We start from the raw sequence: 23583 nt of genomic DNA on the forward strand, positions 1-23583 counted from the left end.
GAGAACAATAAGCATCAACCGAATTTTAAGTTTCAGCCTAGACTCAATAAGGCTTGCAGACTCATTATCGGAGATGTTTAATGGCTGCTGCTTGTTTTACGAAAGGAAGTAGAAGATTTGAATACAAATGGCAGAGTATGGTTTCGAGTCATATTTCTCTGTCCTTAGAGTCAAACTAACATTGTGTTTTTGGGTTGAGTGTGATTTTAATCACAGTGTCTATGAATTTGGGAGCTATAAAATGTCAACAAACTTAACTGAGCCGATTTCTCAAAAATTACTGCAATGGCTTGAGCCTAATTTGAGTGCGGTAATTGTCGGGAACCGACGGCTAAGTGTAGAGGAAGTCGCCAGGGTTGCCCGCTGTGGAACCAGAGTGCGGTTGAATGATGAAAGCGATGTTGCGGAACGAGTGCAAGCATCCTGCGATTACATTACGGATGCTGTGGAGTCGGGAAAAGCAATTTATGGAGTCACCACTGGCTTTGGTGGGATGGCCAATACAGAGATTGCACCTGAAGAGGCCGCAAGTTTACAAAACAATTTGATTTGGTTTCTCAAAGCTGGGGCAGGGCAAAAGCTGCCCACAGCTTGCGTCCGCGCCGCCATGCTCTTGCGAATTAACTCCCACCTCCAAGGTGCTTCAGGAATTAGGCTGGAGTTAATTAAACGGATGATCGTATTTCTCAACGCAGGAGTTACGCCTCACGTTTGTGAATTGGGCTCCATTGGCGCTTCCGGGGATTTAGTTCCCCTAGCGCAAATCACAGGGGCATTAATAGGTTTAGATGACAGTTTTACTGTGGATTTTAATGGCAGAGAAATGTCAGCAATTCAAGCGCTGGAATTATTAGATTTACCAAAAATTGATTTGCGACCCAAAGAAGGGTTAGCAATGGTTAATGGTACATCTGTAATGACTGGCATTGCTGCCAACTGCGTTCGGGATTCGCAAGTAATGCTTGCCTTAGCAATGGGTACTCATGCTTTGATGATCCAAGGATTAGGCGCGACAAATCAATCTTTTCACCCCTTCATTCACAAGCTTAAACCTCATTTTGGTCAAGTGTGGGCGGCTTCCCAAATGGTTGAACTCCTCGCAGGTTCCTGCTTGAATCGAGATGAGTTAGATGGGCAGCATGATGCTCGCGGCGAGCATCCGATACAAGACCGTTATTCACTGCGTTGTTTGCCTCAGTACATAGGGCCGATTGTGGATGGAATTGCAGAAATTGCCCAACAGATTGAAGTTGAAGTTAACTCTGTTACTGATAACCCTTTAATCGATACTGAGAATCAAGCTAGCTATCACGGTGGCAATTTCTTAGGGCAATATGTTGGCGTTGGGATGGATAGGTTGCGCTATCTTTTAGGTCTGCTGGCTAAGCATTTGGATGTGCAAATTGCGCTGTTAGCTGCACCTGAATTTAATAATGGTTTGTCGCCTTCTTTGGTTGGCAACACCAGCCGTAAGGTCAACATGGGATTAAAAGGTCTGCAAATAGCTGGAAACTCAATTATGCCACTATTGACTTTTTACGGAAACTCAATTGCTGACCGCTTTCCCACTCACGCGGAACAATTCAATCAGAATATCAATAGCCAAGGATTCGCTTCAGCAAATTTAGCTCGTCGCTCAATTGAATTGTTCCAGCAATATATGGCAATTTCCCTAATGTTTGCCGTCCAAGCTGTTGACTTGCGAACCCATGAAGTTGCGGGTCACTATGACGCGCGGGAATGTTTGTCGCCACTTAGCTTACCGCTATATGAAGCTGTGCGCGAAGTTGTAGGACAGCCGCCTAATGTCGATCGATCTTACATCTGGAATGACAACGAGCAATCTTTGGATATACACATTGCCATGATTGCTGCTGACATTGCACAGGAAGGACGAATTGTACAAGCTGTGAACCAAATTTTATCAAGTTTGAAGTAGGAAGAGGAAGGGGAAGGGGAAGAAGTTTTGGTGTTAACTTAAGCTGAAAGCCACCAGGGGTTTTAATCCCTAGTAGACTGAAGGTTTAACATTAGTTTAAGTTGCACTTACCTATTTATTCTTTTTTCCCCTCTTCCTGCATAAAACAATCCATTTGTACCTAAGAATAGCCTGCAAAATGGCGTAATAAAGAGTTAAATTTTTAACTTTTTCAGAGCTGCTTGTCTTTTACGCAAGCATTCGCAATTTTGCGGCTGTAAAGGATTGTTGAACTTGTTGAATATTAACTAGAAAGGCACAAAAATGGTTACTCACAATATTTCAGCTAATATCTCTGAAACTGCTTTTCAGCTAGATATTTATCCCACTAAAAAAGCAGAGAGATTTCCAAGTCACCAACACTTTTTGACTGATACTGTGCGCCAGTGCGTCAAAATTTATCAACTTGAACCGAGAGATTGGCAACAAATTTCTCAGGCAATTAATCCTAGTTGTATGCGGGATGTTTCGTTAGAAAATAAACATTACTCAAAGGCTTTAGTTAGTGGTTTTCTATTTGCCTTAGCAATGGTGCACCAGTGCATCCAAATCATGAACACAAAACCTATTGTTTGGCAGCAATTTTACCGAGGATAAAATAGGGATGAATATTGCAGAGCATATCGAGAGAGGGTGTAGATTTTTTCCTGAGAAAACGGCTTTGATTTTTGAAGGTAAATCTTTTAGTTACAAGCAACTAAATCAATTGGCAAACTGTGCTGCTAATGGTTTGCAAGGATTGGGGATCAAACGGGGAGATTGCGTCGCTCTATTCCTGCCTAATATTCCTGAATTTGTCATCTCTTATCTGGGCATCTTAAAGATTGGAGCTGTCGCAGTTTCTATCAATGCGATGCTCAAAACTGATGAAGTTCGGTTTATTCTCAATGACTGTGCTGCTAAGATAGTAATTGCGACAGAATCATTGCGAATACAAGTGCCTGATGATGATTTAGCTTATCTTCAATACATTTTGATTGCTGAAGATGGAGTTATTAAGCCGCCGAGTGTGGTTGTCAATCATTCTTCTCATATTTATGGAAGTAAGCTGAGTTTAAGTTGTAAAGAAATCAGTTTGTTACAACTGATAGCTTTAGCTTCAGCAGAAGCTAAAGCTGTTGAAATGGAACCTACAGAACCCGCTGCAATTATCTATACATCGGGGACGACTGGTTTTCCTAAAGGAGCTGCGCTTTCTCATGGCAATGTGACTTCAAATATGCACTCTGTCAAGCACTGCTGCGGTATGAGGGCTGAAGATCGGTTGCTTTTGTATTTACCATTGTTCCATTGTTTCGGTCAGAATTTCATTCTAAATGCGGGATTAAATGCTTGTGCGACTATCATTTTGCAGCGCAGATTTTATCCAGCAGAAGTTTTGAAGGTAACGGTTTCAGAGCAGATTACCATGTTTTTTGGAGTCCCGACTGCCTTTGCCAAGCTGTTAGAAATGTCGCCGGATGAATGCAACTTTAACTCAGTACGCTATTATTTTAGCGCTGCTGCTAGAATGCCTTTGGAAGTTGTAGAGCAGTGGCAAGAACAGTATGGTTTGGTGATTCATGAAGGGTACGGTTTGACGGAAACTTCGCCTTTTTCTTGTTACAACCATTACTTGAAATATAAGCCTGGTTCGATTGGGATGCCAATTGATAATGTGGAAATGAAGGTGGTGGATACTGAGGGTTCAGAAGTTGATGTCGGAGAAGTTGGCGAGATTATTATTCGCGGCCCGAATGTGATGTCGAGCTATTGGAACCGTCCTGCTGAAACTGCCGAAGTTATGTCAAATGGTTGGTTTCATACTGGAGATTTGGGTCGGATGGATGAAGAGGGCTATTTCTACATTGTTGACCGCTTGAAGGACACGATCAATGTTTCGGGATTTAAGGTTTATCCGAGTGAATTGGAGCGGGTAATTTCTCAACATCCAGCGGTTGCGGAAGTGGCTATCTGTGGCGTTCCTGACAAGGTTAAAGGCGAGAGCATTTTGGCGAATATTGTCCTTAATAATGGGCAAGTTGTAGCGCCAGAGGATGTGATTTCTTTCTGCTCGAAACAGATAGCGGCTTATAAGGTTCCTCACCTTGTCCGGTTTGTTGACGCGCTTCCAAAAAATGCGACGGGTAAGGTTTTGAGGCGAGTTTTGCGCGAGGCGCATAATTAAGCTCCTATCCTAGTCAGGTTTCCAACTCTTTAGGGTGTCTTACCTTGAGTTATGCTCTGCGAATTTTTAACCTATCGCGGTTAGACACCCTACTCTTAATTGCACAAAAGTTTACAATTTCAAAACGAGTTACATTGTCATGTCTCAATCAGTAGGTATTCGATCAATAGCTGTTAGCTTTCCAAAAGAAGTTATTGGAAATAATTACTTTTTAGAAAACTATCCAGAACTCTTCGATACAACAAAACAAGCAAGTTTTTCCAAGGCTTTTACACCTGTAGAAGGTGCTGAAACGAATGCCTGGACAAAGACGATGCTCCCATACGTATCCGATCCTTTTCGAGGTAGTATTGAGCGCCGGATTATTAGTGGTGATGAGACTTCATTAACTCTTGAACATAATGCAGCTTTACAAGCTATTGAATTAGCAAATCTGACTGTTTGGGATGTTGATTTAATGATTGTTTCCTCAATGTTTCCACATCATATTATTCCAGGAAATGCAGCTTATCTAGCAAAGCAATTAAACCTAGAATGTCCGGCTTTCAATCTCGGTTCAAGCTGTGCTGGTTCACTTTTTGCTCTTGAAGATGCTTGCTTGCGAGTTGCATCTGGACGATACAAAAATATTTTGGTCGTAGTTTCATGCACATACTCTCGATTCTGTAAGGGAGAAGCTTTTTCTATCTTCTCCGGTGATGGAGCAGGTGCTTTTTTGGTTGGTAAACTTGAAGCAAATCAAGGACTTATTGGGTCAGAAATTATCAACACTAAAGAATCGTGTGGGGCTGTTTCCGCAGACCTCACAACTGACGTTCAAGGTCAACCAGTATTCATGGTTCGGGCAAACAAAGAAGCTGGTAAAAAAATGCCAGAATTATTCACGAAATACTTTCGTAAGTGCTGTACTGGTGCTTTAGAAAATGCTGACGTGACTTTGAAGGAAATCGATTTCTTTATTTTTTATGCTGCGACAGCATGGTACGTTGATTTCTGCGTAGAAGAGTTAGGTATTGATCCTGCGAAAACAATCAATATTTACCCTCACTATACTAATATTTCTACAGCTTCGGTTGTAGTTGCTTTGCATCATGCAGCAAAGCTAGGAAAAATTAACGAGGGTGATTTGGTTCTTGTTTACGCTCATGGTTTTGTGGGTAATGCTGCTGCAATGGTTATCCGCTGGGGGAAAGTTGCATTAGGCCCCATGCCAACTCCATCGCCAAGCTTCATCAATGTTCCGGCAGCAGTAATGGTTTGATCGCGTCCTAATGTAAAGAATTTACCATTTGAATAAGTAATGTTTTGTGGTAATTCTTTGCTTGTCGGGGGAGTAATCAATAAAAAAAAATATTTTTACTCTCGACACATCCAGATTTTAACTCATCAAAAATAAGGAGTTTAATGATGTTCTACTCAAGAGAATTCGATGGAAAAGTTGCGCTTGTTACTGGAGGTTCATCAGGTATTGGCAAAGCAATAGCATTCGCATTTGCTAGCGCTGGAGCAAATATAGTAATTGCTGGTCGCCGAGTTGCGGAAGGGGAACAAACAGTCCATGAAATTTGTGAAAGAGGAGGGGAGGCTATTTTTGTGAAAACTGATGTTTCTCAGGAGGCTGATGTAAAAGCATTGGTTGACAAAACTGTGGAAGTTTATGGTCGTTTAGACTACGCCTGTAACAATGCTGGCGTAATTGTAGGAGGTTCGATTACAACTCTTTTAGAATCAGATTGGGATCGCATAACTAATGTAAACCTTAAAGGAACTTGGCTTTGTCTCAAATATGAGATCCCTGCTATGCTCCAACAAGGCGGTGCTATCGTGAATATAGCATCTATAGCTGGAATTACTGGCTTGGTTGGTTTTTCTATCTATTCAGCTAGCAAAGGCGGGATTATTGCTTTAACCCAAACCGCAGCGATGGAGTATGCTAAGTCTGGCATCCGCATCAATGCTGTTAGTCCAGGAGCCATCCAGACTGAGGCTCTAAATATGAATATCCCCATAGACCAACTTGCTTATATAGAAGCACAGCATCCTGTGGGACGTATCGGTCAGCCAGAGGAGGTTGCTAATGCTGTTACGTGGCTATGTTCGGAAAAAGCTTCGTTTGTTACAGGGCATAACATGGTGATTGACGGCGGATACACCGCGCAGTAGGGAAAATGCCCCAAAAACCGAGAGCGATTGTTAACAGTCGCTCTTGTCTTTGTATACATTTTTCTTAACAAATCTATGCTATCTAGCACTATACTTTCATATTCCTACCTCAATTATCTGAAAATGCTGTATTCTATATCACATAATTTTTGTATAAATTTGTGCTACTTTTATTGGTTATATGGGTGCTGTTTTTACTTTCGACAGTCTGATTATCAAAAAATTGCACATCTAAAATTATGCTAAAACTCAACGGCTACCAACTTTTTCAACCCATTTACGAAGGCTTCAAAACCGTTATTTATCAAGCCGAACGATCCTCAGATAATACTCCCGTAATTATCAAAACTCTCAGAGCAGATTATCCCACCCTAGAAGAAATCGCCCGCCTCCGACATGAATACAATATCCTTCAAAGTTTAAAGATAGAAAAAATTATTAAACCGATTGAAATAACGAACTACCAACATAGTTTAGTTTTGGTTTTAGAATACTTTGACTCTCAGTCATTAAAAAAATTTGTCAATGCAGAAAACCTTGAATTAAAACAATTCCTAAATATTGCTATTCAGATAGCAGAAATTTTAGCCCAACTGCACCAGAATCACGTAATTCATAAAGATATTAAACCGCAAAACATTATTATAAATCCCCAAACCAAGCAAATAAAAATTATAGACTTCAGCATTGCTACCAGCTTGGAAAGAGAAACCCAAAGCCCCATGAATCCCAATTGCATTGAAGGCACTCTTGCTTATATGTCCCCAGAACAAACTGGGAGAATGAACCGCACCCTTGACTATCGCACTGACTTTTATTCCTTGGGTGTCACATTCTACGAGATGTTGACGGGTCAATTGCCTTTCAATTCACTAGATCCAATGGAATTGATACATTGCCACATTGCAAAAAACCCCATTCCACTCCACCAACGCAATCCAGAATTACCAATAACCATAGCGAATATTGTCACAAAATTGTTGGCTAAAAATGCTGAAGATAGATATCAAAGTGCTTTGGGATTAAAAGCTGATTTAGAAGAATGCTTGACGCAACTGCAAACAACAGGAAAAATTGAAGACTTTATTCCGGGTAAAGTGGATAAAACTGGACAATTCCTGATTCCGCAAAAACTATACGGACGGGAAGCGGAAGTGGAAACTCTCTTACAAGCCTTTGAGCGGGTCAGCTTAGGGCAAAGCGAAATGATGCTAGTTTCTGGTTATTCTGGCATTGGCAAAACTTGCGTAATTCAGGAAATTCACAAACAAATTGTTCGGCAAAGGGGATATTTTATTAGCGGTAAGTTCGATCAATTTAAGCGAGATATTCCCTATGCCGCTATTACTCAGGCTTTGCAAGAACTTATTCGGCAGCTATTGACACAAAATTATGACGAAATTGCTGTTTGGAAAGAGAAACTGCTTGTAGCTTTAGGCGAAAATGGGCAAATTATTATTGACGTTATTCCAGAAGTGGAACTAATTCTCGGCAAACAGCCTGAAGTTTCTCAATTAGGGTCTACAGAAACCCAAAACCGTTTCAATCGTATATTTCAGCAATTCATTTACGTTTTTGCTCAACCCTCGCATCCCCTAGTCTTGTTTCTTGATGACTTACAATGGGCAGATTTAGCTTCTCTAAATGTAATCGAACAGTTAATGACGGACTCGGATAATCATTACCTGTTAATGATTGGTGCCTATCGAGATAATGAAGTGAGTCCAGTTCACCCGACTATTCAAACTTTAGAAAAAATTGAGAAAGCTGGTTCTCCTGTGAATAATGTTGTGTTGCAACCCTTAGATATTATTCATGTCAGTCAGTTAGTAGGCGATACCTTGAGCGAGGTTGCTATAAACGGCAACCGCATTTTCGAGCTATCTGAATTATTATATAATAAAACTCAAGGAAATCCATTTTTTTTAACGCAGCTATTTAAAACTTTAGCCTCTGAAAAATCATTAAGTTTTAATTTTGAATTAAATCAGTGGCAGTGGAGCATTGAGAAGATTCAAAGCTTAGGAATTACCGACTTCAATGTAGTCGAACTGGTAGCTAGGAATATTCGTAAATTGCCAGATAATACCCAGCAAGTTCTGAGATTAGCAGCTTGTATTGGTAGCCGATTTAATTTGGATGTTTTGGCGATTGTCAATGAGAAATCTTCTCACGATACCGCAGAGGATTTGTGGACGGCTTTGCAAACCGGATTAATTTTACCGTTAAATCAGGATTATAAAATAGCTTTATTGTTTCAACCAGATGATAAGAACGAGTTGTTGTTTGATAAATCGAGAGTGGGTTATAAGTTCTTACACGACAGAGTACAACAAGCAGCTTACTCTTTAATTCCAGAAGCAGGCAGAAAACCAACTCACCTGAAAATCGGTCAATTGGTGTGGAAAAATACGCCGAGCGAAAATCTTGAAGAAAATATTTTCGATATTGTCAATCAAGTAAATATCGGACGAGAGTTTATCGTATCTGAATTGGAAAAAAAAGAGCTAGCTAATTTTAATTTAAAAGCCGGAAAGAAAGCAAAAACTGCGACCGCTTATAAAGCAGCTATTGGGTATTTGAATGTGGCTTTAGAGCTTCTGCCAGAATCAGGCTGGCAAAGTCACTATGAATTAACAAAAAATATTCATTTGGAAGCGTTAGAGTTAGAATATCTAAATACTAATTTTGAGCGGGCGGAAAAACTGTCTGAAATTGTGTTTTTACAAATTCACAGTCTTTTAGATAAAGTCAAAGCTTATGAATTTAAAATTAGCTTTTATTATTCTCAAAATCAACCGCAAAAGGCTCTTGATATAGCTTTAAAAATATTAAAAATGTTAAAAATTGATTTGCCTAATCAGCCGAACAAATTAAATATTATGTTTAATTATATTTTGATAAAATTCAAGCTAGAGCGCTATTCACTAGAAGATTTAATCGATCTTCCTTTAATGACTGATCCCTATCAACTTGCGGCTGTGAGAATATTAATTAATGTTCTGCCAGCTACTTTTAGCGTCAATCCTCTCCTTTTTCCTCTCATGGTATTCAAAATGATGGATATTGCTTTAAAGTATGGCAATTCATCTCTATCTGCTTACATATTTGGAGCTTATAGCATTATTTTATGTTCGGCTATAGGAGACATAGAGTCGGGGTATCGATTTGGTAAATTATCTTTAATAATATTAGATAAATTTAACGCCAAAGAACTCAAAGCCAAAGTTTACATGATGTTTAATATTTTTGTTATAATTTGGAAAGAAAAAATTATAAATGTTCGTCAATCTTTAGAAGAGGGATTCCAAGCCGGTTTGTTAAATGGAGACATTCATTACGCTTGCCAATGTGCTACTAACTATTGCACATATAGTATTTTTACGGAAGTTAATTTAGATAATTTATCTCGAAAGCAAGCAGAATACATTGACTTAATAGTAAAGTTAAAAGAAGAGTTTCTTGGTGTTATCATAAATTTATGGCATCAGTTTACGCTCAATCTTTTAAGAAAAGCTAGTGATAATAAATTGCTAATAAGCGACAGTTTTAATGAAGAAACAACTCTGGCAGTATTTATTGCAACCAATAATCCTACGGGGATAATGCACATTTATATAGCCAAAGTGATTGTATTATATTTATTTAAAGATTTTCTCTTATCGGTGAGAGCAGGTCAATCAGCAGAGAATTACCAACAAAGTTTAAGTGGTTCATTGTTTTTTGTTCAGTACAAATTTTACTACTCTCTAGCCATCCTCGCCCACTACCCAGCCACCACCAAAACCGAACAAAAACAATACCTGAAACAAGTAGCCACCCATCAAAAACAAATGAAAACCTGGGCAAGTCACGCCCCCATGAACTTCCAACACAAATACGAACTCGTAGAAGCAGAAAAAGCGCGAGTATTAGGACAAAATGAGATAGCAATAACCTACTACGAACGAGCCATAAACGGAGCCAAAGAACAAGGATTTATCCAAGAAGAAGCCCTCGCCAACGAACGTGCAGCCGAATTTTACCTCGCCCTCGGTAGAGAAAAAGTCGCCAAAACCTACATGACCGAAGCCTATTACTGCTACATTCGCTGGGGAGCTATCGCCAAAGTCAGAGACTTAGAAGAAACATATCCCCATCTCATCTCCCGCACGCAACAGCCTGAAACTAGCAGCCTCGACCCCACTAGCACAACCACCTCAAATCGGACAACAACCTCTACTTCCGACCATTCAACATCACTTGACCTGGGTACAATTATGAAAGCAGCGCAGGCGTTATCTGGGGAAATTGTTCTCAGCGAACTGCTAGGTAAATTAATGACCATTCTCATAGAAAATGCTGGCGCTACTCGCGGGTCATTGCTCACCAAACCAACTTTTTCATCTAACCAAAGTGAGAATCAGTGGGTGATTTCAGCCAACGGTATCGTGGAAGGTAACGACCTCAATGTATTGACCAATCCTCAACAACCAGAAGAGGAAAATACTTCTATTCCTTTACTAGGAAATGCAGTTCCAGCCGCGATTATCAACTATGTTGCCCGTACTAAAGAAACAGTAGTTTTAAACGATGCCAGCCACGAAGGAATCTTCAAAAAAGACCCCTACATTCAACAAAATCAGCCCAAATCAATCTTGTGTACGCCCCTGCTCAATCAAGGTCAACTTACAGGGATTATCTATCTCGAAAATAACTTGACAACCGTTGCCTTTACCGCTGACAGACTCACAGTCTTACAAATGCTATCGGGACAAGCTGCAATTGCCATTACCAATGCCAAACTTTATGCAGAAGTCAATCAGCTCAATCAAAATTTAGAACAAGCTAACCAACAACTTGCAGCATATTCGGAAACCCTGGAACAGAAAGTTGAAGAACGAACTGCTGAATTAAAAACAGCTCAAAAACAAATAGTAGCCTCAGAAAAACTCGCCTCCCTTGGAGCCCTCACCGCAGGTGTTGCCCACGAAATTCGCAACCCCCTCAACTTCGTCACTTCTCTTGCTACTCTCTCAGAAGACTTAACATCTGAAATCGCAGAACAAATAGACCGCCAATCCCACAATTTAGACTCAGAATCCCTGGAATTAATTAATGAAAACCTGACTTATCTTAAGCGCAACGTATCAGAAATTAACGAACAAGGGCAACGCGCTAACAGCATTATTCAAAGTATGCTCTTGCACGCTCGCAGCGACGGCAGTAACCGCCAAAAAACTGACATCAACGCCCTCGTCGCTCAAGCCCTACAATTAGCTTACCACAGCATTCGTGCCAAAGATAAAACCTTTAATCTTACCATTGAAACCGACTATGACAAATCAATTGAAGAACTAGATGTCGCCTTTTCTGACCTCAGCCGCGCCTTAATTAACATCATCGATAATGCTTGTTATGCCTCGCATATTAAACAGTTTAAAATGACTTCAGATTTCACTCCCACTGTTTCTATTACCACTAAAAATCTAGGCACTGCAATAGAAATTCGCATTCGTGATAATGGCATCGGCATTCCCAAGGAAAATCAACAAAAAATATTCCTCCCTTTCTTCACTACCAAGCCTCCCGGACAGGGAACAGGTTTAGGTTTATCCATCACTCACGATATCATTGTTGGACAACACCGAGGCAATTTGGAAGTGCAAACTGAACCTGAAAATTACACCGAATTTATCATTACTTTGCCCAAAAGTTAAATAATTTTTAGTGCATGATAAGCTGTCGCGCATTTAAATTGTATATTCTCTGCGGGCTTTCTGGCCCAACCTCTACTCCCCACAAGACTTTGATTTTTTTTGACAGACAATTTAAATGCCGCCACAGCTTATAGGTTTTAAAACATCACATCTAATTTAATCCTTTACAAATTTTAAACAACCCGCTATAGTAAGCTAATGACCCTAGTTATTTTTACCAGAGGATACAGGATAGCTCCCCATGACAGCCAAAATCCTAGTCGTCGATGATGAACAACTTTTAGAATACGTCATTCAACAAAGATTCCGGCAAAAAATTAGGGTCAAAGAAATTGAATTTGTTTTTGCTCACAATGGCAGAGAAGCCTTAGAAAAAATTGCAGAATCTCCACCCTTCGATTTAGTGCTAACAGATATTAATATGCCCGAAATGGATGGGCTAACTTTACTAGAAAAACTCTCAGAAATCGATAATACATTAAAAGCAGTCGTCATCTCCGCCTATGGAGATATGCAAAACATAAGAACTGCCATGAACCGGGGAGCCTTTGACTTTTTGACAAAACCTATTGATTTTCAAGATATGGAAATCACTATCCAAAGAGCCTTAGAAGCAGTTACACAAGTCAGACAAAATTTAACAGAACTCCAACAGGCGCAAACCCAACTCATTCAAAACGAAAAAATGGCTTCCGTCGGCCAGTTAGTTGCCGGAGTTGCCCACGAAATTAACAATCCCATTAGCTTCATTTTAGGAAACGTTGAACACGCCGAAAACTACTTTCAAGAATTGATAACTGCCCTCAACATTTATCAAAAATACAGCTCCATAAATAATCCAGAAATCAAAACTCAAATTGAAGCTCTTGACCTTCCTTTTATCTTAGAAGACTTGCCGCAATTGCTCAATTCTATGAAAGAAGGGACTGAGCGCATTCGGGGCATCAGCATTTCTCTGAGAACTTTTTCGCGGGCAGATAGTACATCTAAAGTTCGTTTCAATATCCATGAAGGAATTGATAGTAGCTTATTAATTTTGAGACATCGACTCAAAGCAAACGATCACAAACCCGAAATTCAAGTGATCAAAGACTATGGAGAAATTCCACCATTAGAGTGTTATCCCGGACAGCTAAATCAGGTATTTTTGAATATCATTGCTAATGCCATTGACGCATTGGAAGAATGGAATATAGAGCGAAGTCGCGATGAAATTAAGGCGAATCCTAATAAAATTACGATTCGCACTTTCCTTACCGATGAGAGCGAAAAGATGATCGAGGATAATTCCACTTCTCATGTTATAATTTCTATTGCTGACAACGGGATGGGAATGACAGAAGAGGTAAAACAGCGGGTATTTAACCACTTATTTACTACAAAATCTGTGGGTAAAGGGACGGGATTGGGATTGTCAATTTCACGGTCTATTATTGAAGAAAAACACGGGGGATGGCTCAGTTGTAACTCTGCACCTGGCGACGGAACTGAATTTATTATTGAAATTCCCACTTAAGGGCTGGGAACTGATAGAATCAGGACTTACGCACGTCAAGGGCAGAAACCAGGTTTCTTCGCAGATATCTAGTGAGAATCTTCAATTTTTCAGAGAAACCCGATTTCTCTGCGTAAGGACTGAAAATGATGAGTTTTCTGTAGAAGCAGTGCCTCCATGCCTGCCCCAAATTTACTTACGAAGCAACCACAGGGGGATTGCCCCTACAAGAGAATGAAACTCCTAGCTACTTGCTAACAAGAGCAATTCCATGACAGCTAAAATCTTAGTAATTGATGACGAACCACTTTTAGAATATGTAATCCTTCAGCTATTTCGGCATCAAATCAGCACTCAAGAATTTGAGTTTGATTTTGCAACTAATGGAGTCCAAGCTTTAGATAAACTGCAAGCTAATGGCTCCTTTGACTTGGTGCTAACAGATATTAGTATGCCCGAAATGGACGGTTTAACTTTGCTAGAGAACCTGCCAGCTATTGACCCGACGCTCAAAGCTGTAGTAGTTTCAGCTTACGGGGATATGCCAAATATTAGGACAGCTATGAATCGGGGTGCTTTTGATTTTTTAACGAAGCCGATTGATTTTGATGACTTAAAAATTACCATTAATAAAACTTTAGAGTTTGTGCGACTTGCTAGGGAAAAAGAGCGGCAACTTACTACAGCCAATGAACAAATTCGCTACCAAGCATTTTACGACGAGCTGACGGGTTTGCCTAACCGTAATTTGCTTTTAAAGGAGATGCGTAGCGGTATAAATACTATCGTAGAATCTGGTCATCTAGAAGCTATTTTATTTCTAGCTCTTAACCGCTATCAAATTGTTAAATATGGCTTAGGTCATTCTAGAGGAGAGCAGTTGCTAGTAGAAGTAGCGCGACGTTTAGAGGCTTGTGTTCTGAATGCGAATCTAATCGCAAGAGTGGGAGAAAATACCTTTGCGATTTGGCTAGCAAATATTACTAATTCTCAGTTAGCTTTAGATGCAGCAGAACGCATCCGCCAATCTTTAGAAAGGCCATCTAATTTGAATGGAACTGCGGTTTTTTCTAGTATTAGTATTGGCATTGCTTTAAGTGCAATTGATACAGAAGATGCGGAAGATTTGCTGCGGGCGGCTGACGCGGCTACCCATGAGGCTTTTGTTCGGGGTGCTGGTAGTGCCGTTGTATTTAATGTTGATATGCAGTCGCGAGCTTTAAAACAACTTCAGTTAGAAACTGACTTGCAAAACGCCATTAATTTACAACAGTTTTATCTTAATTATCAGCCAATAGTCTCTTTTGCGACAGGTCGGATAGTAGGATTTGAAGCTTTGGTAAGATGGCGACATCCTTCACGCGGGTTAGTTCCTCCGAGCGAGTTTATTCCTGTAGCGGAAAGAACGGGTTTGATTGTGGCATTAGGGGAGTGGATACTGTCGGAAGCAGTGGCTTGTTTAAGTAAATGGAAGTTAGAATTTCCTAATTATTTGCCTTTAAATATGAGTGTGAATTTATCTGGTCTTCAGTTATTTGCTCCTAATTTGTTACCGCTATTAGACTCGCTTCTACGAGTGCATAATTTGAAGGGCGAATTTTTGAAGTTAGAGATTACTGAGAGTGTTTTAATGGAGAATGCTGAGGCGGCGGCTGACGTACTAGAGCTATTGAAAACTCGCCAATTTAGGGTTTGCTTGGATGACTTTGGGACGGGATATTCAAATTTATCTTATTTACAATTACTGCCGATTGATACTCTCAAGATTGACCGCTCTTTTGTTAATTGTATGGAGGAAGGAGGGAAAAAATTGGCTTTGGTAGGGGCAATTTTAAATCTAGCAAGTTCTTTGGAATTAGAAGTAATTGCGGAAGGAGTGGAGACGGAAGAGCAACTAATCATGCTCCGTGCTTTGGGATGTCATTCCTATCAGGGGTACTTTTTCTCGCGACCTTTGGAGGAGGAAGGAGCTGTTGCTTTGTTGAGGGCTACAAGTCTTTTAAGCGATACTTAAAGGGGTATATTTATGGTAAACTTCTATCAATGATATCTTCAGACTAGGGTATCTCTCCATGTCAGAAACTAAAATTGATAAACTAACTCCTGAACAAGAAGCATTAATTCCAGTATATCAAGAAAAATGGCGGCGAATCGCGTTTTCCACTGAGCCCATAAATCGCGAGAAAGCGGCAAAAGCGGTAAATTTTGCTTATACTGCAATTGGGATAAAAGAGCCAGAAATTGTTTTTTTTGATAGCCCAAATGCAGCTTTAAGGCAATTGAAAATTCGACCTTGGTCTCAAAGGGGATTTGAACTTTTTGGAGAATTGCGAAACCAACTAGAGCTTCAACAGCGTTATCAATTACAAAAACAACTACAAAATCAACTATGGCATCAACTGTGGGATCAATTTGCTCCTCAAGAGGAAAGCCAACTATACAATATTGGTAGATCTATTGAAAATGCTTATAGAGTAAGTGATAGCAATTGGTTTGATTTTTGTATTACTGTCTTAAATTGTGTTCACAACGCAATAAAATGGGAAGCGCTTCAATTGTTAGTCAATAATTGTGGGTGGATTTTCCCTTTTGAATATGTTTGTGGTGTCTGCGCTCGCCCTCGCATCCTCTCCTTCGACAACCAACACCGCCTCCACGCCGAAGGTACACCCGCCATCCAATTTGCAGACGGATACAGCCTCTACTCTTATCACGGAGTCACCTTACCTGATAAATACGGAAAACTGCACCCTCACCAATGGCAATCTCAATGGCTTTTAGAAGAAGAAAATGCCGAACTTAGGCGAGTGCTAATTCAGGGAATAGGTTACAGTCGAATTTGTCAAGAATTAGAAGCTGTTGAATTAGATACATGGCACGAATACACATTATTAAGAATTGATAAAAATCTTGATTTTGAGCCGATTAATATGTTAAAAATGACTTGCCCAAGCACCGGACACACTCATTTTTTGCGAGTGCCACCTGAAATAAATTCTGCAAGAGAGGTAATTAAATGGGTGAATTGGGGAGTCGATCCAGAGGACTTTTCGGTGCAGACTTGAAAGTGCGATCGCATTTTACTATTCAGATCGCAAGCTAAAGGTAATAAATATGAACGTTGATGATGTTTTAAAGCAATATTCTACAGGAAAACGAAGTTTTCATCAGGTAAAATTACAAGAAATTGACTTGTTGAATGCCGAGCTACAAGGTATAGAGTTCGATCGCGCCGACTTGCGCCAATCCCGCCTTGGTAAAACCAATTTTACTCAAGCTAGTTTTCAAGAAACAGACTTAAGCGAATCAATTTTGTGGGGAACAGATTTGACTGAGGCTAATCTGTATCGAGCCGTGCTACGAGAAGCGGATCTCAGCGGTGCAAAGCTCACAGATGCCAATTTGGAAGAAGCAAATTTGATGAAAGCCTGTTTAAGCGGTGCAAACTTAGTGCGTGCAAAATTATTGCGTGCGATTCTATTTGAAGCAGATTTGCGATCGACTTCTGACCAGATTACCGATCTAGGTCAGGCAATTTTGACTAATGCAGACTTGTCATATTCTAACTTAAGTGGAGCTCTTTTATATCAGGCAAATTTGGATGGTGCAAAGCTTTGTCGCGCTCATCTAAATGAGACGATACAGCAGCGCTTTTTAGCCACTAATTTGAGTGAAGCTAGTTTACAAGGAGCCGATCTTAGTTATGCTGATTTGAGTGGCGCTATTTTACGCAAAGCTAATTTACGCGGTGCGGATATGACTAGAACTATTCTCACGAATACGGATTTAGAAGGAGCGATTATGCCTGATGGAACGGTTTATTCTCGGTAGAGGATGTTACCTTTTCTCCATTGTTATTAACTTTAAGCTCGAACTTCCAATGAGGCGGGGGTTAAAAACCCCGCCTCATCAGCTTAAGTACCTGGCTGCTTTCTGCGATCGAGAGCAAGTTTCATGTAGAGGCAATTAATGCACCATTCCCCGCGTGGCCTCTGCATCGATCGGCTTAATCAAATAAAGCCGTAACAGATGCCCAACAATCGACAATTGTAATGGCAACTTACGCAGCACTTTTAACCACTTCGGCTGAGAACTTTGATTGATTTCTGACATTTTCAAATTCAAATCCGAACACTTGTGCAGCCGCTCGAAAAACTCTGGATGATCTGTATTCAAAATAGAGGGAAAAGCACGGGCAGAAGTTTCATTAGTTTTGCGAATTACCTGAGCATCAAACTCTGTTGCATCAATCCCCAAGGTATCATAAAATCCCGTTCTTTCATGCACTGTCAGCGTGTGAGTTGCAAACACTGAAAGCAAGAAAAAGCGACTCCATAAACGAGATTGCCAAGTTTGCCAAAGGGAAGGTTGCGATCGCAACAAAGCCTTAAAAATATCCCCATGTCGATTTTCATCCTGACACCAACTCTCAAAGTAGCGGAATAGCGGATAAAACTGGTTCTCAGGGTGCTTTTCCAGATGGCGATAAATAATGATGTAGCGCCAATAGCCAATCTTTTCTGACAAATAAACCGTGTAAAGCACCCATTCGATCGGGAAAAATGTATAAACCCGGTGCTTAGTCAAATAGCCCAAATCCATCGTACAGCCAAAATCGCCCATCGCCTTGTTCAAAAATCCAGCATGGCGAGCTTCATCCCGTGCCATCAGACTAAACATCTCAGCTAACAGGGGGCTGCGATCCTTCAATTTGCGCGACAATTCCTTAAATAACAGAAACCCCGAAAACTCCGAAACGCAGGATCTCTCTAAATAATCCACAAATGCCTGCCGCGCCTCTCCCGTAAGATTAGTCTCTTTGCACAAGCGGTTAAATTCCTCATCCCGCACGAAATGATGGCGGTTGTAGTCGGCCCGCATTTCTGTCAGCATCGCCTGTAACTCAGTCTCCTGGGCAGATAGATCCAATTGTGCAGTCTTGTCAAAATCTGTTGTGTAAAACCGAGGCGTAAGAATTGTTTCCTTGATTGCCTTCTTGGATGCCGCAGTTTCCAGAGCGGGCTTAGCCAGAGAATTCACCATAATGCTTTAACATCGTTTGTATGCTCAATAGCTATCAAGCTATATCACTCCATACCATTTGTCTAGCGTTTTTACGATGCCGCCACAAAAAATTACACTTCGCAAACAAAAGGTTAAGTTTTACAAACAGCTTGACATTCATCACTCGATAACTATATATATTTAATTGGTCTGCTGGTTTGCAAGCGATCGCGAAATTAACCTTTTGGGGGTTCCCCAACTTCTAACCTCAGCAGGCATCACCGAACACAACTATTCTGAAAAAACGAGGTATTTAAAATGAGTCAAGATTTAGCCCTACGCTTACGTGAAGGCACCAAACACTCCCACACCGCCGCCGAAAACACCGCTTACATGAAATGTTTTCTCAAAGGAATAGTCGAGCGAGAACCCTTCCGTAAATTATTGGCAAATTTGTATTTGGTCTACAGCACATTAGAAGGAGAACTGCAACGCCACCAAAATCATGAAATTGTCGGAAAAATTTATTTTCCAGAACTCAATCGTACAGCCAATTTAGAGAAAGATTTAGCCTTTTATTACGGCAACAACTGGCGCGAACAGATTGTACCTTTACCCGCACCCGCTGGTAAAATTTATGTCGAGCGCCTCCAAGAAATTGCTAGCACCGATCCCGTACTCCTAATTGCCCACGCTTACACCCGCTACATGGGCGATCTTTCCGGTGGTCAAAGCTTGAAAAAAATCATTCGCTCAGCATTGAAATTACCCGAAGATCGAGGTACAGGACTCCATGACTTTGAGCAAATTCCTACTGTAGAAGCTAAACGGGAATTCAAAGAAAAATATCGTCAAGCACTTGATTCTTTACCGATCGATCCGGCAACCATTGAACGCATTGTCGATGAAGCTAATTATGCCTTTCAACTGAATCGCGATGTCGTCCATGAATTAGAAGACGATGTAAAAGCCGCCATCGGCGATCATGTCTTTGATTTACTCACACGCCAAGATATTCCCGGTGCAACAGAACGGCCGCATCACGGAGCACCTAAAGAACTCGCAACCACTGAATATAGCATTTAGGAAATGTAAACGGATAACTCTGCGATCGATTAGTGTCAAACAAATTAATGTAGGGGTGGGTTCATCAAGCAAGATATTAACTAGAAACCAGAAAGCCATAAAACTCGCCCCTCATCCTAATTTATTTCTCGAAATTCCGCCATCATTCACTACAACAGCCATCCATCAACAAAAAGGAAAAATTTATCCATGATCCATACATTACCTACAGTTCAATTCGATCCCGCCTTACTCCGCAAATACGACCAACCAGTACCCCGCTACACCAGTTATCCACCAGCAACAGAATTAAAACCAGAGTTTGACCAGATTGATTTTAGAGCAGCAGTCGCCGTTAGTAACTATAAAAAAACGCCCCTATCGCTCTACTGTCATATTCCTTTTTGTGAAACTGCCTGTTATTTCTGCGGTTGTAATACTGTCATTACTCAACGCAAAGAAATTTCCGAACCTTACCTAAATTATTTGCTTCGCGATATTAGCCAGATGGCAGAGTTGATTAGTCGCGATCGCACAGTTCAACAAATGCACTGGGGCGGCGGGACACCTAATTATCTGTCTCTCAGTCAAGTTGAAACCCTGTGGACAGCCATTAATCAACATTTTAAATTCGATCCACAAGCAGAAATTTCCATTGAAGTAAACCCGCGTACTCTTAATCGCAACTACGTTCTATTTTTACGCGAACTAGGATTTAATCGGATTAGTTTTGGCATTCAAGATTTCAATCCGCAGGTACAGGAAGCCGTAAATCGGATTCAGCCAGAAGATCTCTTGTTTGATGCTATGGGTTGGATTAAGGAAGCCGGATTTGAAAGCGTTAATGTCGATCTAATTTATGGTTTGCCCCATCAAAATCTGGACACATTTCGTGATACCATTAAGAAAACCATTAAACTCGATCCCGATCGAATTGCCGTCTTCAATTTTGCCTATGTACCTTGGTTAAAACCCGTACAACGTCGCCTTCCCGAAGAAGCATTACCCCAAGCTGCTGAAAAACTTGATATTCTACAAATGACAATTGAGGAATTAACTCAGAATGGGTATCAATTTATTGGCATGGATCATTTTGCCAAACCGAATGATGAACTATCAGTAGCTCAACGAGAAGGACAACTGCATCGCAACTTCCAAGGCTATACTACTAAACCAGAATCCGATCTAATTGGATTTGGGGTCACATCAATTAGTATGCTTAACGATGTGTATGTCCAAAATCACAAAAAACTCAAAGATTTTTATCTAGCAATTGACCAAGGAACTTTACCAATAGAACGAGGAGTTAGGCTCAATCAAGATGATATTGTGCGTCGCACTGCGATCATGGAATTAATGTGTCAATTTGAACTCTCAAAAGATGATTTAGAAGAGAAATATCATCTGCGTTTCGATCAAGGGTTTGATGAATATTTTTTGGGTGAGCGTTCGGAACTTGAAAAACTGCAAGCTGATGGACTGCTTCAAGTTTCTCACAATCACATTCAGGTGACACCTGCTGGACGATTACTAATTCGCAATATTGCTGCTGTATTTGATGCTTACCTGCAAAGTAAAATTACAGCCAATTTCTCCAGAGCAATTTAAGAGCAATACATAAGAAGGGGAAACTTTCAAATCCCCTTTTTAGGGTGTTGAGATATCTGTGGTGTAGTTGAGGAAGTATTAATGACATTGAATGATTTGTCGATATCACCGGAAGAAAGACCCAATTTAGATTGGATAGCTGTTGCATTTTTTACCAGTATTCATGGTCTAGCATTACTAGCTCCCTGGTTTTTTTCCTGGTCAGCATTAGGTGTAACTTTGTTTTTACACTGGTTTTTTGGTAGTATTGGTATCTGCTTAGGTTATCATCGCTTGTTAAGCCATCGCAGTTTTCAGGTTCCCCAATGGCTGGAATATACGATCGCGATTATTGGTGCTTTAGCACTTCAGGGTGGGCCGATTTTTTGGATTGCCGGACACCGACTGCACCATGCCTTTACCGAAGATGAAATCAAAGATCCCTACTCTGCCCGTCGAGGATTTTGGTGGAGTCATATGTTGTGGATTTTCTATCCCTATTCAACATTTTTCGACTATGAAAAGTATCAGCGCTTTGCCCCTGACTTAGCACGAGATCCGTTTTATCGTTGGCTGAATCGCAACTTTTTACTGCTGCAAATTCCTCTGGCACTGTTACTTTATGTAGTAGGTGGATGGTCTTTTATTATCTGGGGTATGTTTGTGAGAGCGGTTCTGCTTTGGCATAGTACCTGGTTCATTAATTCTGTTACTCATCTTTGGGGATATCGTAGTTTTGAAACTAATGATAATTCCCGTAATCTTTGGTGGGCGGCAATTCTCACCTACGGCGAAGGCTGGCATAACAATCATCACGCTCATCCTAATGTGGCAAAAGCTGGTTGGCGTTGGTGGGAAATTGATATTACTTGGTGGGCAATTTGGTTAATGAAGAGTTTGGGATTGGCGCGGAAAGTTATTATGCCGCCTGTTCCAGTGACGGATAAGTAGTATATAATAACGATCGGTTGACGGGATAAAAATGTCAACCGATCTGTAATATGCTCTCAAGAGTTTTCACTATCTTTTTGAGTCTTTTTAGACTTCTTAGAAATCCTCTGCTGAGAAAATATTCGGCAATTATTTATATCAGAATTCTCTTGAGCGATTATCTGAGTATTTGACATACTTACTAAATTATATTGAACATTTTCCCCATAAATAGTTAGAGAAATCTGACAAATTTCTAGAAAGTTAATAAACCACTGGCAGTCATCCTGCTTTTCATCTTCATAATACTGGATTAATCGGGCAAGACAAACTTCTAAATGTAGCCGCGAATGCTGAGAAATTAAAATCAACTTCAGCAATAAAATCCCCAAATTTAAAGGATTTCCTTGAGAAGCAAATATTCTAAAAATTGCCGAGGGTTTACCAGAATTTTGAATGGTTAAGTATTTAATTAGATAATTGCAAGTTCTAAGCAATAAATTATTATTAAATTTTTCTTCATCATTTTCGGGGGAAATAACATTAAGCCTGTTAGTTAATTTAGTTTGAATGATTTTCACTAAAACACTATTTTCAACTAAATAAAATAAATATTGAATTAGAGATTCTTTAAACTGCTTGTAGCTTATATTTTGGCTTTGAGCTATAAAAATATTAGCTAACCTGGGATAACTTAGAGAACCTCTGTTTACCAAAATCATTTTAATTAAATTCAGAGCTTCATCGCCTAAAAGTGTGGGATTATGGTAAATTATGTGCTTAAATGCAGGGGATTGACAGCGAGATGTGTACATTGCGAGTTCAAACTTGTACTGCTCTTTTATCTGCTGTGCTAAAATTCTAGCAGCTTGACGTTGTTCTTCTGAATTTGAGGGGTCTACATATTGAGTAGCTAGTAAAAAAGGGGTGTAGCGGCTAGTCCAATGAGTTTGAGCAACATCATATTTAGATACAAATAGCTGGATTTCTTGGTAGTCTTTGCTTTGCACAAAGTTGATTAGCCAAACTTTGAGTATTCTCAGAGGATGATCTAAAGGGGGCTGGCTTGACCGTTCTTTAGCAATAACTTGAACTAATTCGAGAGAGAGTTGGTACTGCTTCTGAGACATCCAGTTATTTAGTAAGATGTAGCAGCAACGCTTAAATAAATTTTTATACTCTAATTCATTTTTCACCAAAACTATTGTATGGACGGCGTGAATCACTTCGGAACTTACGGGAAGAATTAGCGCAATAAATAAATTTTTAAATTCTTGAAATACTAAGTCTGGGGTACTGGATTTTACGCTTTCAATAAAAAATTTGTAGATGGTTTCTTGAGCGCTATGAACATTCAATTGAACATTATTTAATTTAACTAATTCTTGATTTGGATTGCCCTCAGATAATGTATTATGCGCTATTGAGGGCGACAGAACTTTTGACTCTTTCGTGTTTGCAGAAGATAAAAAGTCCTGAGATGGCATAGTGTCCT

Annotated in this window: 15 protein-coding genes; 13 read left to right on the top strand and 2 right to left on the bottom strand. The window is 40.1% G+C overall.

Annotation, left to right across the window (positions count from 1 at the left end; genetic code table 11):
• Nucleotides 1-241 precede the first annotated feature (241 nt).
• The 10 genes from OSCIL6407_RS0116865 (at nucleotide 242) to hetL (ending at nucleotide 17333) form a co-directional block, all read left to right on the top strand.
• On the top strand, nucleotides 242-1939 hold the full coding sequence (locus OSCIL6407_RS0116865; RefSeq protein ID WP_007352855.1) for an HAL/PAL/TAL family ammonia-lyase: 1698 nt from the start codon (nucleotides 242-244) through the stop codon (nucleotides 1937-1939).
• 303 nt (nucleotides 1940-2242) lie between these two features.
• On the top strand, nucleotides 2243-2575 hold the full coding sequence (locus OSCIL6407_RS0116870) for a hypothetical protein (RefSeq protein WP_007352856.1): 333 nt from the start codon (nucleotides 2243-2245) through the stop codon (nucleotides 2573-2575).
• A gap of 7 nt (nucleotides 2576-2582) precedes the next feature.
• The gene (locus OSCIL6407_RS0116875; RefSeq protein WP_007352857.1) at nucleotides 2583-4145 is read left to right on the top strand and encodes a class I adenylate-forming enzyme family protein; all 1563 of its coding nucleotides are present in this window, start codon (nucleotides 2583-2585) and stop codon (nucleotides 4143-4145) included.
• A 139-nt stretch (nucleotides 4146-4284) separates the two neighbouring features.
• Nucleotides 4285-5406, top strand: coding sequence for a 3-oxoacyl-ACP synthase III family protein (locus OSCIL6407_RS0116880; RefSeq protein WP_007352858.1), 1122 nt, complete (start codon nucleotides 4285-4287; stop codon nucleotides 5404-5406).
• A gap of 143 nt (nucleotides 5407-5549) precedes the next feature.
• Nucleotides 5550-6308, top strand: a complete 759-nt coding sequence (locus tag OSCIL6407_RS0116885) for an SDR family oxidoreductase (protein ID WP_456077487.1) — start codon at nucleotides 5550-5552, stop codon at nucleotides 6306-6308.
• 239 nt (nucleotides 6309-6547) lie between these two features.
• A complete protein-coding gene (locus tag OSCIL6407_RS0116890; RefSeq protein ID WP_019487473.1) occupies nucleotides 6548-12007 on the top strand; it encodes a trifunctional serine/threonine-protein kinase/ATP-binding protein/sensor histidine kinase in 5460 nt (1819 codons plus the stop codon).
• Nucleotides 12008-12248: 241 nt separating this feature from the next.
• The gene (locus OSCIL6407_RS0116895) at nucleotides 12249-13523 is read left to right on the top strand and encodes a hybrid sensor histidine kinase/response regulator (protein ID WP_007352985.1); all 1275 of its coding nucleotides are present in this window, start codon (nucleotides 12249-12251) and stop codon (nucleotides 13521-13523) included.
• A gap of 250 nt (nucleotides 13524-13773) precedes the next feature.
• Nucleotides 13774-15516: a putative bifunctional diguanylate cyclase/phosphodiesterase gene (locus OSCIL6407_RS0116900; RefSeq protein ID WP_007352986.1), complete on the top strand. Its 1743-nt coding sequence runs from the start codon at nucleotides 13774-13776 to the stop codon at nucleotides 15514-15516.
• A gap of 58 nt (nucleotides 15517-15574) precedes the next feature.
• Nucleotides 15575-16567, top strand: a complete 993-nt coding sequence (locus OSCIL6407_RS0116905; RefSeq protein WP_007352987.1) for a DUF6745 domain-containing protein — start codon at nucleotides 15575-15577, stop codon at nucleotides 16565-16567.
• Between the two features lie 49 nt (nucleotides 16568-16616).
• Nucleotides 16617-17333: a heterocyst differentiation pentapeptide repeat protein HetL gene (hetL, locus tag OSCIL6407_RS0116910; protein ID WP_007352988.1), complete on the top strand. Its 717-nt coding sequence runs from the start codon at nucleotides 16617-16619 to the stop codon at nucleotides 17331-17333.
• Nucleotides 17334-17468: 135 nt separating this feature from the next.
• Here hetL and acsF read toward each other — a convergent pair whose 3' ends face one another.
• On the bottom strand, nucleotides 17469-18545 hold the full coding sequence (gene acsF, locus OSCIL6407_RS0116915) for a magnesium-protoporphyrin IX monomethyl ester (oxidative) cyclase (protein ID WP_007352989.1): 1077 nt from the start codon (nucleotides 18543-18545) through the stop codon (nucleotides 17469-17471).
• A 279-nt stretch (nucleotides 18546-18824) separates the two neighbouring features.
• Between acsF and OSCIL6407_RS0116920 the strand changes: the two genes are divergently transcribed.
• The 3 genes from OSCIL6407_RS0116920 (at nucleotide 18825) to OSCIL6407_RS0116930 (ending at nucleotide 22109) form a co-directional block, all read left to right on the top strand.
• Nucleotides 18825-19592 (top strand): biliverdin-producing heme oxygenase, encoded by a 768-nt coding sequence (locus OSCIL6407_RS0116920; protein WP_007352991.1) that lies wholly within the window; start codon nucleotides 18825-18827, stop codon nucleotides 19590-19592.
• Between the two features lie 189 nt (nucleotides 19593-19781).
• On the top strand, nucleotides 19782-21179 hold the full coding sequence (hemN, locus tag OSCIL6407_RS0116925; RefSeq protein WP_007352992.1) for an oxygen-independent coproporphyrinogen III oxidase: 1398 nt from the start codon (nucleotides 19782-19784) through the stop codon (nucleotides 21177-21179).
• Between the two features lie 81 nt (nucleotides 21180-21260).
• Complete coding sequence (locus tag OSCIL6407_RS0116930) at nucleotides 21261-22109, top strand: acyl-CoA desaturase (protein ID WP_007352993.1); 849 nt, start codon at nucleotides 21261-21263, stop codon at nucleotides 22107-22109.
• 56 nt (nucleotides 22110-22165) lie between these two features.
• Here OSCIL6407_RS0116930 and OSCIL6407_RS0116935 read toward each other — a convergent pair whose 3' ends face one another.
• Complete coding sequence (locus OSCIL6407_RS0116935) at nucleotides 22166-23575, bottom strand: hypothetical protein (protein ID WP_007352994.1); 1410 nt, start codon at nucleotides 23573-23575, stop codon at nucleotides 22166-22168.
• Nucleotides 23576-23583 lie beyond the last annotated feature (8 nt).

Origin of the sequence: Kamptonema formosum PCC 6407 (assembly GCF_000332155.1) — a bacterium.
Taxonomy (GTDB): Bacteria; Cyanobacteriota; Cyanobacteriia; order Cyanobacteriales; family Microcoleaceae; genus Kamptonema; species Kamptonema formosum.

What these genes read in the sequence shown, in the direction of transcription:
- hetL (WP_007352988.1), top strand. Translation starts at nt 16,617, where the DNA reads ATGAACGTTGATGATGTTTTAAAGCAATATTCTACAGGAAAACGAAGT.
- OSCIL6407_RS0116920 (WP_007352991.1), top strand. Translation starts at nt 18,825, where the DNA reads ATGAGTCAAGATTTAGCCCTACGCTTACGTGAAGGCACCAAACACTCC.
- OSCIL6407_RS0116865 (WP_007352855.1), top strand. Translation starts at nt 242, where the DNA reads ATGTCAACAAACTTAACTGAGCCGATTTCTCAAAAATTACTGCAATGG.
- OSCIL6407_RS0116875 (WP_007352857.1), top strand. Translation starts at nt 2,583, where the DNA reads ATGAATATTGCAGAGCATATCGAGAGAGGGTGTAGATTTTTTCCTGAG.
- OSCIL6407_RS0116905 (WP_007352987.1), top strand. Translation starts at nt 15,575, where the DNA reads ATGTCAGAAACTAAAATTGATAAACTAACTCCTGAACAAGAAGCATTA.
- OSCIL6407_RS0116900 (WP_007352986.1), top strand. Translation starts at nt 13,774, where the DNA reads ATGACAGCTAAAATCTTAGTAATTGATGACGAACCACTTTTAGAATAT.
- OSCIL6407_RS0116880 (WP_007352858.1), top strand. Translation starts at nt 4,285, where the DNA reads ATGTCTCAATCAGTAGGTATTCGATCAATAGCTGTTAGCTTTCCAAAA.
- OSCIL6407_RS0116870 (WP_007352856.1), top strand. Translation starts at nt 2,243, where the DNA reads ATGGTTACTCACAATATTTCAGCTAATATCTCTGAAACTGCTTTTCAG.
- OSCIL6407_RS0116890 (WP_019487473.1), top strand. Translation starts at nt 6,548, where the DNA reads ATGCTAAAACTCAACGGCTACCAACTTTTTCAACCCATTTACGAAGGC.
- hemN (WP_007352992.1), top strand. Translation starts at nt 19,782, where the DNA reads ATGATCCATACATTACCTACAGTTCAATTCGATCCCGCCTTACTCCGC.
- acsF (WP_007352989.1), bottom strand. Translation starts at nt 18,545, where the DNA reads ATGGTGAATTCTCTGGCTAAGCCCGCTCTGGAAACTGCGGCATCCAAG.
- OSCIL6407_RS0116930 (WP_007352993.1), top strand. Translation starts at nt 21,261, where the DNA reads ATGACATTGAATGATTTGTCGATATCACCGGAAGAAAGACCCAATTTA.
- OSCIL6407_RS0116935 (WP_007352994.1), bottom strand. Translation starts at nt 23,575, where the DNA reads ATGCCATCTCAGGACTTTTTATCTTCTGCAAACACGAAAGAGTCAAAA.
- OSCIL6407_RS0116895 (WP_007352985.1), top strand. Translation starts at nt 12,249, where the DNA reads ATGACAGCCAAAATCCTAGTCGTCGATGATGAACAACTTTTAGAATAC.
- OSCIL6407_RS0116885 (WP_456077487.1), top strand. Translation starts at nt 5,550, where the DNA reads ATGATGTTCTACTCAAGAGAATTCGATGGAAAAGTTGCGCTTGTTACT.